This window comes from Streptacidiphilus sp. MAP12-16, from assembly GCF_041262165.1.
Taxonomy (GTDB): domain Bacteria; phylum Actinomycetota; class Actinomycetes; order Streptomycetales; family Streptomycetaceae; genus Streptacidiphilus.
On record NZ_JBGCBY010000049.1, the window covers coordinates 13,438 to 28,146 of the forward strand.

The window sequence follows — 14,709 nt, forward strand, 5'->3', positions numbered from 1 at the left end:
GGCCATTACTGCGAGTTCATTCCGGTGAAATTCGTCGAACGACTTGCAACTGACCGGATTGCGTTGAAGAGGTGGGCATGTAATGGCGAATGAAGAGACGCTTCGTGACTACCTCAAGTGGGTGACGGCCGATCTGGCCCAGACCCGCCAGCGCCTCCAGGAGGTGGAAGCCGCAGACCAGGAGCCGATCGCGATCGTCGGCATGAGCTGCCGGTTCCCCGGCGACGTCAGCTCCCCCGAAGACCTGTGGCAGCTGGTCAGCAACGGTCAGGACGCCGTCGACGGCTTCCCCGTCAACCGTGGCTGGGACCTCGACGCCATCTACCATCCGGACCCCGAACATCCGGGCACCTCCTACGTCAACGAAGGCGGTTTCCTGCACGGGGCAACCGAGTTCGACGCCGCCTTCTTCGGGATCTCGCCCCGTGAGGCGTTGGCGATGGATCCGCAGCAGCGACTGCTGCTGGAGACCTCATGGGAGGCGTTCGAGCGAGCCGGAATCGACCCCAACACCCTGCGCGGCAGCCGCACCGGCGTCTTTGCCGGCGTTATCTACCACAACTATGCCGCCCGCCTGTACGCCGTCCCCGACGGCGTCGAAGCATTTCTGGGTACCGGCAGTTCCGCGAGCATCGCCTCGGGACGAGTCGCCTACGCACTCGCCCTCGAAGGTCCCGCCGTCACCATCGACACGGCGTGCTCCTCGTCGCTGGTCGCCCTCCACCTGGCCTGCCAGTCGCTGCGGCGGGGCGAGTCCACACTGGCCCTGGCCGGCGGCGTCACCGTGATGTCCACCCCCGAGGCGTTCGTCGATTTCAGCCGCCAGCGCGGCCTGGCCGGCGACGGCCGCTGCAAGGCCTTCTCCGCCGACGCGGACGGCACAGGCTGGGGTGAGGGTGTCGGCATGCTGCTCCTGGAGCGGCTGTCCGACGCGCGGCGCAATGGGCACCCGGTGTTTGCAGTGGTGCGCGGCACCGCCGTCAACCAGGACGGCGCCAGCAACGGCCTGACGGCCCCCAACGGCCCTTCGCAGCAGCGCGTCATCAAGCAGGCACTGGAGAACGCCCGGCTGACGGCCCAGCAGGTCGACGCCGTGGAGGCGCACGGCACCGGCACCGTCCTGGGTGACCCGATCGAAGCACAGGCCCTGATCGCCACCTATGGTCAGGACCGCCCCGAGGACCGGCCGCTGTGGCTCGGCTCGGTGAAGTCCAACCTCGCCCACACCCAGGCCGCCGCCGGCGTCGCAGGCGTGATCAAGATGGTCATGGCGATGCAACACGGCGTGCTGCCCCGTACCCTCCACGCGGACCAGTCGTCGCCGCATGTGGACTGGTCGGCAGGCTCCGTACGGGTGCTCGCCGAGGAGGTTCCGTGGCCCGAGACCGGACAGCCGCGCCGCGCGGGCGTCTCCTCCTTCGGCTTCAGCGGTACCAACGCGCACGCCATCCTGGAGCAGGCGCCCGCTGTTGAGGTCGTCGAGCCCGTCGAGAGCGACGGGGAGGGGCCGGAGGTCGGGGCTGCTTCGCTGGTGGTGCCGTGGGTGTTGTCGGCGCGGTCGGTGGAGGGGTTGCGGGGTCAGGCGGGTCGGTTGGCTGCGGCGTTGGGTGTGCGGCCTTGGGCCGGGGTGCTTGATGTCGGGTTCTCGCTGGCGACGACGCGTGCGGTGCTGGAGCATCGGGTGGCGTTGGTCGGCGCGGATCTTGGTGAGCTGCGTCGTGGGTTGGAGGCGTTCGTTCGGGGCGAGGACGCGCCGGGTGCGCTGCGGGGTGTTGCGGGGTCTGCTGGTCGGGTGGCGTTCCTGTTTGCGGGGCAGGGCAGTCAGCGGCTGGGGATGGGGCGTGAGTTGTATGACTCGTTCCCGGTGTTCGCGGCGGCCTTCGACGCGGTGAGTGCGGAGCTGGACCGGCACTTGGAGCGTCCGCTGCGCGAGGTGGTCTTCGCGGGGGAGGGGTTGCTGGACCAGACGGCCTATACGCAGCCGGCGTTGTTTGCGGTTGAGGTGGCGTTGTTCCGTCTGGTGGAGGCTTGGGGCCTGCGTCCCGACTTCGTGGCTGGTCATTCGATCGGTGAGTTGGCGGCGGCGCATGTGGCGGGTGTGTTGTCGTTGGCGGATGCGGCTGTGTTGGTTGCGGCGCGTGGGCGGTTGATGCAGGCGTTGCCGGCCGGTGGGGCGATGGTGGCGGTGCAGGCCACCGAGGCGGAGGTACTGCCACTGCTGGCGGGCCACCAGGCCGACATGAGCATCGCGGCGGTCAACGGCCCGAACTCGCTGGTGATCTCTGGGAGCGAGCACGCGGTCCTGGACATTGCCGCACTCCTGGAGGCCGATGGTCGCCGGATCAAGCGGCTGACGGTCAGTCATGCGTTCCACTCGCCGCTGATGGACGGCATGCTGGCGGAGTTCCGGAAGGTCGCGGAGGGGTTGGAGTTCCATGCTCCTCGCATTCCGGTCGTCTCGACCCTGACCGGGGTGCTCGCCTCGGCGGAAGACCTGTGTTCGGCGGACTACTGGGTCCGCCATGTCCGCGAGGCCGTCCGCTTCAGTGACGCCGTCCAGGCTCTGGAAGCCGAAGGCGTCCGAACCTTCGTGGAGTTGGGCCCCGACGGCACTCTGACGGCCATGGCCCAGGACTGCCTGGGCGAGGAGGCCGCGCTCGCTTCGGTCCTGCGCCGGGACCGGTCCGAGGCGGAGAGCCTGACGTCCGCTGTCGCTCAGCTTCACGTGCGCGGTGTGAAGGTGGACTGGGATGCCGTGTTCGCCGGCCGGGGCGCCGGCCGCGTCGACCTGCCCACCTACGCCTTCCAGCGCGAGACGTTCTGGCTCGACCGGACCCCGCCCGCCGTGGGCGACGCCCGCGCGATCGGCCTCGGCTCGGCCGACCATCCGCTGCTGGGTGCTGCCGTCGCGCTGGCCGACGGTGATGGATTCTTCTTCTCCGGCCGGCTCTCGCTGCAGACCCACCCCTGGCTGGCCGACCACGCCGTCGGTGGCGTCGTTCTGCTGCCCGGCACGGCCTTCGTGGAACTGGCGATCCGGGCCGGCGACCACGTCGGCTGCGAACGTCTGGAGGAGCTGACCCTCGAGGCACCCCTCGTGCTGCCCGAACGGGGCGGAGTGCAGGTGCAATTGTGGGTCGGACAGCCCGACGCATCGGGGCTGCGCCCGCTGACCGTGTACTCCCGCTCCGAAGACGCCGACGACGAGCCCTGGACCAGGCACGCCGAGGGCCTGCTCGCCCCCGGCAGTAGCGCCACCCTCAACAGCCCCGCCGCCATGAGCGCGGCGGCCTTCGGCACGGAGTCCTGGCCGCCTGCCGACGCCCGGCCGGTCGATCTCACCGGCTTCTACGACGCGCTCGCCGAGTCGGACTTCGGCTATGGGCCCACCTTCCAGGGACTGAGCGCGGCCTGGCTGCGCGGAACCGATGTCTTCGCCGAGGTCACGCTGCCGGACGAGGCCGTCCCGGCAGCGGCCGGCTTCGGCCTGCACCCGGCGCTGCTCGACGCCGCCCTCCATGCCACCGCCCTCGGTGACGCCCTCGCGGGTGACACGCGGCCTGACAGCGGCGGGGGCATGCTGCCGTTCTCCTGGGGCGGCGTGTCGCTGCACGCCGTCGGCGCGGCCACGCTCCGGGTGCGCATCGCGCCCGCGGGCTCCGACTCGGTGTCGCTGACCGCCCTTGACGCCTCGGGCGCGCTGGTGGCTTCGGTGGAGTCCCTGGTGCTGCGTCCGGTGGCGCCCGAGCAGATGCGGGAGAGCGGAAGCCGGAGCGCGGCACAAGGCGACGCGCTGTTCGGCGTGGAGTGGGTGGCCGTGTCGCTGCCCGAGTCCGCCGCCGACGCCCCCGACTGCCACACGGTGGCGGGCACCGACCGACTCGGGTTGGCAGCTGCGCTGCTCGCGGCCGGGTCCGGTGTCGACACACCCCAGGACCTGGACACCTTTGCGTCCCGACTCGACGCGGACCTCCCGGCTCCGGCCATGGTGTTCGTGCCGGTCGGGCTCGGCGGCGGCGTCGACCAGTCGGCGGAAGATGTCAGGGCCGCCGTGAAGCGCGCGCTGACACTCGTACAGGAGTGGCTGGCGGACGATCGGTTCGCCGCTTCGCGCCTCGTCGTGGTGACCCGGGGAGCGATCGCGACCCGAGCCGGTGAGGACGTGACCGACCTCGCCTCGGCGGCGGTGTGGGGCCTTGTGCGCTCGGCACAGTCGGAGAATCCCGGCCGGATTGTGCTGGTCGATCTCGACACTCAGGACGAGGAGTCCGTGCGACTGCTCCCGGCCGCCGTCGCGTCCGGTGAGCCGCAGATAGCACTGCGGGAGGGCGGGGCTCACGCGGCGCGGCTTGCGCGGGTGCCGGTGTCGGCCGGGACTGCTCCGGTGGTGCTGAACCCCGACGGAACGGTGCTGGTCACCGGCGCGACCGGCGCCCTGGGCACCTTGTTCGCCCGGCACTTGGTGACCGAGCACGGCGCACGGCGGCTGCTGCTGGCCTCGCGGCGCGGAGCCGAGGCGGAGGGCGCGGCCGAGCTGGTGGCGTCGCTGACCCAGCTGGGTGCAGAGGTGACGCTGGCGGCATGCGATGTCGCCGACCGCAACGCGCTGGCCGCGCTTCTGGACGCGGTGCCCGCTGAGCACCCGCTCACGGCAGTCGTCCACACCGCAGGCGTGCTCGACGACGGCGTGATCTCCTCACTGACCCCCGAGCGGATCGACGGGGTGCTGCGGCCGAAGGTCGACGCCGCCTGGCACCTGCACGAGCTGACTCGCGACCTCGACCTGTCGGCGTTCGTCCTGTTCTCCTCCGCTGCGGGCCTGTTCGGCGCCGCCGGGCAGGGGAACTACGCTGCCGCCAACGGTTTCCTGGACGCCCTTGCCCAGCACCGCAGGGCGCAGGGCCTGACCGCCACGTCCCTGGCCTGGGGCCTGTGGGCGGGCGGCATGGCCGGCACGCTCGACCATGCCGACGTGCAGCGCATGACCCGGGGCGGCGTGGCTCCGCTCACCCCCGAACTGGGCCTCGCCCTCTTCGACGCCGCCACCGCACAGGACACCGCCGTGCTGGTGCCGATCCGGCTGGATCTGGCGGGCCTGCGCGCCCAGGCCAGGGCCGGTCTACTGCCCGGTCTGCTGCGCGGCCTGGTCCGCACACCCGCACGGCGAGCCGCCGACGCAGGGGCGTCCGCAGCCGGCTCGTCGCTGCTCCAACGACTGCTCGGACTGACCGAGGCGGACCAGCAGCGAGAGCTCCTCGAGCTGGTCCGAAGCCAGGTCGCTCTCGTCCTGGGCCATGCGGGCCCGCATGCCGTGGACCCGGGGAAGGCATTCCGGGAGACCGGCTTCGACTCGCTGACCTCGGTCGAACTGCGCAACCGGCTGAACGCCGCCACCGGTGTCCGGTTGCCCGCCACGCTGGTCTTCGACTACCCCACTCCCACCGCGCTCGCCGGGTACCTGCTCACCGAGGCACTGGGACTGCGCACCGCCGTCGCCGAGTCCGCTCCGGTCCTGGCCGCGGTCGCCGACGACCCGATCGCCATCGTCGGCATGGCCTGCCGCTATCCGGGCGGTGTGCGCTCGCCCGAGGACCTGTGGCGGATGGTCTCCGGCGGCACCGACGGCATCTCGTCCTTCCCCACGGACCGTGGCTGGGACATCGACAACCTCTACCACCCCGACCCGGATCACCCCGGCACCTCCTACACGCGCGAGGGCGGCTTCCTCCACAACGCCAGCGACTTCGACCCCGCCTTCTTCGGCATCTCGCCACGCGAGGCGCTGGCGATGGACCCGCAGCAGCGCCTGCTGCTCGAAGCCTCCTGGGAGGCGTTCGAGCGGGCCGGTATCGACCCCGACTCGATACGCGGCAGTCGCACGGGCGTCTTCGCCGGGGTGATGTACCACGACTACATCTCCCGGCTCCCCGCGATCCCGCCGGGCGTCGAGGGTTACCTGGGCACCGGCAGCTCCGGCAGCATCGCGTCCGGTCGCGTCGCCTACGTGCTCGGTCTCGAAGGCCCGGCCGTGACCGTCGACACCGCCTGCTCGTCGTCTCTTGTGGCCCTGCACTGGGCGATCCAGGCGCTGCGCACGGGCGAGTGCACGCTGGCGCTGGCCGGCGGCGTCACCGTGATGTCCACGCCCGACACCTTCGTGGACTTCAGCCGCCAGCGCGGCCTGGCCGCCGACGGCCGCTGCAAGTCGTTCTCCGACGATGCCGACGGCACGGGCTGGGCCGAAGGCGTCGGCATGCTGCTGGTGGAGCGGCTGTCGGACGCCCGTCGGAACGGGCATCCGGTGCTGGCGATCGTTCGCGGCTCGGCCGTCAACCAGGACGGCGCCAGCAACGGCCTGACCGCGCCGAACGGCCCCTCGCAGCAGCGGGTGATCCGGCAGTCACTGGCCAGTGCCGGCCTGACAGCCGATCAGGTCGATCTGGTGGAGGCGCACGGCACGGGCACGACGCTCGGCGACCCGATCGAGGCGCAGGCCCTTCTGGCCACCTACGGCCAGGAGCACTCCGAGGACCGGCCGCTGTGGCTGGGCTCGATCAAGTCCAACCTCGGCCACACCCAGGCCGCCGCCGGTGCCGCCGGGATCATCAAGGTCGTCATGGCGATGCGGCACGGTGTGCTGCCGCAGACCCTGCACGTCGGGGAGCCGTCCACGCACGTGGACTGGTCGGCGGGCGCGGTGGAGCTGCTGACGGAGTCGCGGCCGTGGCCGGAGACCGGGCAGCCGCGCCGGGCCGGCGTGTCCTCGTTCGGTGTCAGCGGCACCAACGCGCACACCATCATCGAGCAGCCGCCGGTGTTCCAGGACGAGGCGCCGCGCGATCCCGCCGCGCCGACCGCGGACGCCACAGCAGACCGAGCTGGGGCGCGCGGGATCCCTGCAGACGCCACTGTCCCGATGGTGCTGTCAGCCAAGAGCCCCGAGGCACTGCGCGCCCAGGCCCAGCGACTGCGGGCACACCTGCGGGACCGGCCCGAGCTGTCCCTGCTCGACGTCGGCTACTCGCTGTCGACCACGCGCACCGCCTTCGACCACCGCGCCGTGCTCTTCGCGACCCAGCCCGACCGTTTCGAGGCCGAATTGGCGTCCCTGGCTTCCTCGACCGGGGCGGCCGAGGGCAGTCCGTCGGCGGGCCTGTCGCTGGGTGTTGCGGGGTCTGCTGGTCGGGTGGCGTTCCTGTTCGCGGGGCAGGGTAGTCAGCGGCTGGGCATGGGTGCGGAGTTGTATGCCGCCTTCCCGGTGTTCGCGTTGGCGCTGGATGCGGTGTGTGCGGAGCTCGACCAGCATCTCGAGCGTCCGCTGCTCGAGGTCCTCTTCGCCGCTGAGGGCACCCCGGCGGGTGCGCTGCTGGACCAGACGGCCTATACGCAGCCGGCGTTGTTCGCGGTTGAGGTGGCGTTGTTCCGCCTGGTGGAGGCGTGGGGTGTGCGGCCGGACTTCCTGGCTGGGCATTCGATCGGTGAGTTGGCGGCTGCGCATGTTGCGGGTGTGTTGTCGTTGGCGGATGCGGCTGTGTTGGTTGCGGCGCGTGGTCGGTTGATGCAGGCGTTGCCGTCCGGTGGGGCGATGGTGGCGGTGCAGGCCACCGAGGCGGAGGTGCTGCCACTGCTGGCGGGCCACGAGGCCGACGTGAGCATTGCGGCGGTCAACGGCCCGAACTCGCTGGTGCTCTCCGGTAACGAGGAAGCGGCGCTGGCGGTTGCCGCGCACTTCGAGGAGCAGGGGCGCAAGGCCAAGCGGCTGACGGTCAGTCACGCGTTCCACTCGCCCTTGATGGAAGGCATGTTGGGAGAGTTCCGGAAGATCGCGGAGGGGCTGGAGTTCCACGCCCCACGTATACCGGTGGTCTCGACGCTCACCGGGGTGCTCGCGTCGACGGAGGAGTTGTGCTCGCCCGAGTACTGGGTGCGGCATGTCCGGGAGGCGGTGCGCTTCCGTGACGCGGTCCGGACCTTGGAAGGTGAGGGCGTCCGCGCGTTCCTGGAGTTGGGCCCCGACGGCACCCTGACGGCACTGGCACAGGAGTGCCTGGACGACGACGCTGCGGTCGCGCTCACGCCGGTCCTGCGTCGTGACCGTCCCGAGGTGCGGACATTCACCGGCGGCCTGGCCCGCCTGTACGTCCGCGGTGTGGAACTCGACTGGCAAGCGGTGTTCGCCGGTCGTAGCGCCCGACGCGTCGACCTGCCCACATATGCCTTCCAGTACGAGCGCTACTGGCTGGAGGCCCCGCCGATCCTGGTGGGAGACGCCGCAGCCGCGTACCTCGGCCTCGATATGGCGGATCACCCGCTGCTGGGTGCCACCGTGGCGCTGGCAGATGCCGAGGGTGTGCTCTTCACAGGTCGGTTGTCACTGGAGACGCACCCCTGGCTGGCGGACCACGCTGTCGGGGAGACCGTGCTGCTTCCCGGCACGGCGTTCGTGGAGCTCGCGATCCGTGCGGGTGATGAGGTCGGTTGCCGTTTGGTGGAGGAACTGACGCTCGAGGCGCCGCTGATCCTGCCTGGCAAGGGCGGGGTGCAGGTCCAGGTATCGGTCGGCGCGCCTGATGCCTCGGGGCGCCGTCCGTTGTCGATGTTCTCCCGGATGGAGGACGCGCCGCTGGATGAGGTGTGGACGCGTCATGCGGCGGGGCTGCTCGCTGAGGCTGCGCCTGCTGCCGTGTTCGATCTGGTGGAGTGGCCGCCTGTGGGTGCCGAGCCGGTCGGTGTCGACGGTCTGTATGAGGGTTTTGCGGTTGCCGGGTTTGGTTATGGGCCGGTGTTTCGGGGGTTGCGGGCGGCGTGGCGTCTTGGTGGTGAGGTGTTCGCCGAGGTGACCTTGCCGGGGGAGAGTCGGGCGGAGGCCGGTCAGTTCGGTCTGCATCCGGCGTTGCTGGATGCGGCGTTGCATGCGGTGGGTTTGGGTGGTCTGGTCGAGGATACGGGTCGGGGTCGGTTGCCGTTTGCGTGGTCCGGGGTTGCGCTGCATGCGGCGGGTGCGTCGGAGTTGCGGGTGCGGTTGGCGCGTGCTGGTGCGGATGCGGTGTCGCTTGTGGTTGCTGACGGTACGGGGGCTCCCGTGGTGTCGGTGGGGTCTTTGGTGTTGCGGCCGTTCGCGGCTGAGCAGTTGAGTGGTGTCGGAGGCGGTCGCCTTGATGCGCTGTTTCGGCCGGAGTGGGTCGGTGTGGATCTGCCGTCTGCCGTGTCGGGTGACGTGGTGGCGGTGTTGGGCGGGGAGGGTCTGGGCCTGGGCGGTGCGCAGCGGTATGCGGAACTAGGTGGTCTGGTCGGGGCGGTGGCTGCCGGTGGGCAGGTTCCGGGCACGGTTGTGGTGCCGTTGATGCCTTGGCGGGACAGTGGTCTGGATGAAGCTGCCGGCGCCCATGCGGCGGTGCATCGGGCCTTGGCTCTGGTGCAGCAGTGGCTGGCTGAGGAGGTGCTTGCCTCCTCGCGGTTGGTGGTGGTGACCCGCGGTGCGATGGCGGTGGGGCCTGGGGAGGGTGTGGCGGACCTGGCGTCGGCGGCGGTGTGGGGTCTGCTGCGCTCGGCGCAGTCGGAGAACCCCGGCCGCATCATCCTGGTCGACACCGATGTTGACGATGCGTCCACACGTGCCCTTGCGGCGGCGATCGTTAGCGGTGAACCGCAGTTGGCCCTACGTACCGGGCGTGCCTACGCGACGCGGCTGGCACGAGTGCCGGCGACCGCTGAGACTACCCGGGCGGTGCTGGACCCCCAGGGCACGGTGTTGGTGACCGGTGCGACCGGCACCCTGGGAACGCTGTTCGCTCGGCATCTGGTGGCGGAGTACGGTGCGCGTCGGCTGCTGTTGGTGTCGCGGCGTGGGGCTGATGCTGAGGGTGCCGCCGAGCTGGAGCAGAGTCTGCGGGCATTGGGCGCTGAGGTGACTCTGGCGGCGTGTGATGTCGCGGATCGCGGTGCGTTGGCCGGGTTGTTGGCGTCGGTGTCGGTCGAGCATCCGTTGACGGCGGTGGTGCACACGGCTGGTGTGCTGGACGATGGTGTGATCTCGTCGTTGACCCCGGAGCGGGTCGATGCTGTGCTGCGGCCGAAGGTCGACGCGGCCTGGCACCTGCACGAACTGACCGCGGACCTCGACCTGTCGGCGTTCGTGGTGTTCTCATCGGCCGCCGGTGTGTTCGGCGCTGCTGGGCAGGGCAACTACGCCGCCGCCAACGCCTTCCTGGACGGATTGGCCCAGCATCGGACTTCGCTGGGTCTGACCGCTACGTCGCTGGCGTGGGGGCTGTGGGCCGAGGACGGCGGCATGGCCGGCGCTCTGGACCGCGCGGACGTGCAGCGGATGGCGCGAGGTGGCGTGGCTCCGCTGACCTCCGAGGACGGCCTGCTGCTCTTCGACGCGTCGGTCGGCTCCGCTGAGCCCGTGCTGGTCCCCATTCAGCTGGAATTCGCCGGCCTGCGTGCCCAGGCAGTGGCGGGGATGCTGTCCCCCCTACTGCGCGGGTTGGTTCGGGTCCCCGTCCGTCGTGCAGTCGAGGCCGGTACGACGGACGGAGCCGGCGGCTCGGCACTGACAGAGCACCTCTCGGCCCTGTCCGAGGCCGAGCAGGAGGCCGCGCTGCTCGACATCGTGTGCACCGAAGTGGCCGCTGTGCTGGCCTACCCGGGCCCCAGCTCGGTGGACGCCGGCCGCGCCTTCAAGGACCTCGGCTTCGACTCGCTGACGGCGGTCGAACTGCGGAACCGGCTGAATGTGGTCACCGGGCTGCGCCTGCCGGCCACCCTGGTCTTCGACTACCCGACTCCGACGGCACTGGCCGATCTGCTGCGCACCGAACTCCTGGGGAACCTGCCCGAGGTGGGCCTCCCGGCTGTGGCGGCTGCTCTCCCGGATGACGAGCCGATCGCGATTGTCGGGATGAGCTGCCGCTTCCCCGGCGGCGTGGCCTCTCCGGAGGACCTGTGGGCTCTGGTCGCCGGTGGCGGCGACGCGGTGTCGTACTTCCCCGAGAACCGCGGCTGGGACGTCGAGGGGTTGTACCACCCGGACCCGGACCACCAGGGCACTTCCTATGCGCGTGAGGGTGGGTTCCTGCACGATGCGGGGGCGTTTGACCCGGGGTTCTTCGGGATTTCGCCGCGTGAGGCGATGTCGATGGATCCGCAGCAGCGGTTGCTGTTGGAGACGTCGTGGGAGGCGTTGGAGCGGGCGGGTGTGGACCCGAACTCGGTGCGCGGCAGCCGAACGGGTGTCTTCGTAGGTGTGATGTACAACGACTACGGCATGCTGCTGCAGCAGTCGGCGGAGGGCGCCGAGGGACACGTCGGCACGGGAACGTCCGGCAGCGTCGCGTCGGGTCGGGTGTCGTACACGTTGGGTCTGGAGGGGCCTGCGGTGACGATCGACACGGCGTGCTCCTCCTCCCTGGTCGCGTTGCACTTGGCCTGCCAGTCGCTCCGGCAAGGCGAGTCAACGCTGGCCCTGGCCGGTGGTGTGACGGTCATGCTGACACCCAGCACGTTCGTGGAGTTCAGTCGGCAGCGGGGCCTGGCGGCGGATGGGCGTTGCAAGGCGTTTTCGGACGATGCGGACGGCACCGGGTGGGGTGAGGGTGTCGGCATGCTGCTGGTGGAGCGGCTGTCGGACGCACGCCGTAACGGGCATCCGGTGCTGGCGATTGTTCGCGGGTCCGCCGTCAACCAGGACGGGGCCAGCAACGGCCTAACGGCGCCGAACGGCCCGTCGCAGCAGCGCGTGATTCGGCAGGCTTTGGCCTCTGCCGGGCTGTCGCCACGTCAGGTCGATGCGGTGGAGGCGCATGGCACCGGCACCAGGCTCGGCGATCCAATCGAGGCGCAGGCGCTGTTGGCTACCTACGGCCAGGACCGGTCCGAGGATCGGCCGTTGTGGCTGGGGTCGGTGAAGTCGAATCTGGGTCATACGCAGGCGGCGGCGGGTGCGGCTGGTGTGATCAAGATGGTGCTGGCGATGCAGCATGGTGTGCTGCCGCAGAGTCTGCACGTGGGTGAGGCGTCGTCGCATGTGGACTGGTCGGCGGGCGCGGTGTCGCTGCTGAGCCAGGAGCAGGTGTGGCCGCAGACGGGGCAGCCGCGTCGGGCGGGTGTGTCCTCTTTCGGCTTCAGCGGTACCAACGCGCACATCATTCTGGAGCAGGCACCGGCCGTTGAGAGCGACGGGGAAGGGCCGGAGGTTGGGCCTGGGTCAGTGGTGGCGTCCCCGGTCGTTCCGTGGGTGTTGTCGGCGCGGTCGGTGGAGGGGTTGCGGGGTCAGGCGGGTCGGTTGGCTGCGGCGTTGGATGTGCGGCCTGGGGCCGGTGTGCTTGATGTCGGGTTCTCGTTGGCGACGACGCGTGCGGTGCTGGAGCATCGGGTGGCGTTGGTCGGTGCGGATCGCGGTGAGCTGCGTCGTGGGTTGGAGGCGTTGGTTCGGGGTGAGGACGCAGCAGCGGGGGTGTCGCTCGGCGTTGCGGGTTCCGCTGGTCGGGTGGCGTTCTTGTTCGCGGGGCAGGGCAGTCAGCGGCTCGGGATGGGGCGTGAGCTGTATGACTCGTTCCCGGTGTTTGCGGCGGCGTTCGACGCGGTGAGTGCGGAGTTGGACCGGCACTTGGATCGTCCGCTGCGGGAGGTGGTCTTCGCGGGGGAGGGGTTGCTGGACCAGACGGCCTATACGCAGCCGGCGTTGTTCGCGGTTGAGGTGGCGTTGTTCCGTCTGGTGGAGGCGTGGGGTGTGCGGCCGGACTTCGTGGCTGGGCATTCGATCGGTGAGGTGGCGGCGGCGCATGTTGCGGGTGTGTTGTCGTTGGCGGATGCGGCTGTGTTGGTTGCGGCGCGTGGTCGGTTGATGCAGGCGTTGCCGGCCGGTGGTGCGATGGTGGCGGTGCAGGCTAGCGAGGCGGAGGTGCTGCCACTGCTTGCGGGCCACGAGGCCGACGTGGGCATTGCGGCGGTCAACGGCCCTGGGTCGGTGGTGGTTTCCGGTGTCGAGGATGCAGTGCTGGCGGTCGCTGCTCATTTCGAGGAGTTGGGTCGCCGGACCAGGAGGCTGACGGTCAGTCACGCGTTCCACTCGCCGCTGATGGACGGGATGCTGGCCGACTTCCGGAAGGTGGCGGAGGGGTTGGAGTTCCGCGCTCCGCGCATCCCGATGGTCTCGACCCTCACCGGGGTGCTCGCCTCGGCGGAAGACCTGTGTTCGGCGGACTACTGGGTGCGCCATGTCCGCGAGGCCGTCCGCTTCCATGACGCCGTCCAGGCTCTGGAAGCCGAAGGCGTCCGAACGTTCCTGGAGTTGGGCCCCGACGGCACGCTGACGGCCCTGGCCCAGGACTGCCTGGACGATGACGTAGCGGCCGTGCTCACACCGACGCTGCGCCGGGACCGCTCCGAGGCCGAGACATTCACGACTGCCCTGGCTCGGCTCCACATCCACGGTGTGAAGCTCGATTGGCAGGCGGTGTTCGCAGGGCGCGGCGCCCAGCGCGTGGACCTGCCCACCTATGCCTTCCAACAGGAGACCTACTGGCCGCGCATCCGACCCGGGCAGGTGGGGGATGTGGCCTCCGCCGGTCTGGGGTCGGCCGACCACCCGCTGTTGGGTGCTTCCGTCGCTCTGGCGGACGGGGACGGCCACCTCTTCACCGGGCGGCTGTCACTGGAGACCCATCCATGGCTGGCAGACCACGCTGTCGGCGAGGTCGTGTTGCTCCCGGGCACGGCATTCGTGGAACTGGCGATCCGGGCCGGCGACCAGGTCGGCTGCGGTCTGGTGGAGGAGCTGACTCTGGAGGCGCCGCTGATCCTGCCGGAGAGGGGCGGGGTGCAGGTCCAGGTGTCCGTCGGGACGCCGGACGACTCCGGCCAGCGCATACTCAGCCTGTACTCCAGGCCCGAGGATGCTGCGGCCGACGAAGGGTGGACGCGCCATGCGGCCGGGCTCCTCGCCGAGGCTGCGCCGGCTGCCGAGTTCGATCTCGCGGAGTGGCCGCCTTCGGGCGCGGAGGCCATCGCGGTCGATTCGTTGTATGAGGACTTTGCGGTCGCTGGGTTTGGTTATGGGCCGGTGTTTCAGGGGTTGCGGGCGGCGTGGCGTCTTGGTGGTGAGGTGTTCGCCGAGGTGGCGTTGCCGGAGGAGAGTTGGGCGGAGGCTGCTCAGTTCGGTCTGCACCCGGCGTTGCTCGATGCGGCGCTGCACGCGATCGGTCTCGGCGGCCTCTTGGAAGACACGGGTCAAGGCCGGTTGCCATTCGCGTGGTCGGGGGTTTCCCTGCATGCGGCGGGTGCCTCGGAGTTGCGCGTGCGGTTGGCGCGTGCTGGTGCCGATGCGGTGTCGCTTGTGGTTGCCGATGGCGCGGGTGCGCCGGTGGCCTCGGTGGAGTCACTGGTCCTGCGGCCGTTCGCTGCCGACCAGCTTCGCGGTGCCGGGAGCGGTTACCACGAGGCCCTGTTCCGCCCCGAGTGGACGGACGTGACTCTGCCGTCCGTCACGTCGGGTGGCACGGTGGTGGTGCTCGGTGCCGAGGGCTTGGGCCTGGACGGTGCTGGGCGGTATGCGGATCTGGATGCATTGGTCGAGGCGGTCGTCGGCGGCGTGTCGGTGCCCGACACGGTTGTCGTGCCGATGATGCCGGTGTGGGGTAGTGACCGGGGTGTGGCGGTTGCGGTGCATGCGGCGGTGCATCGGGCCTTGGCTCTGGTGCAGCAGTG

Annotated in this window: 1 protein-coding gene; it reads left to right on the plus strand. The window is 70.4% G+C overall.

Translation table 11 applies throughout. The annotated features are described in order from the left end of the window. Positions 1-82 precede the first annotated feature (82 nt). Positions 83-14,709: SDR family NAD(P)-dependent oxidoreductase (locus ABIA33_RS36820; protein ID WP_370088346.1), on the plus strand; the 14,627-nt coding region annotated here is incomplete at its 3' end.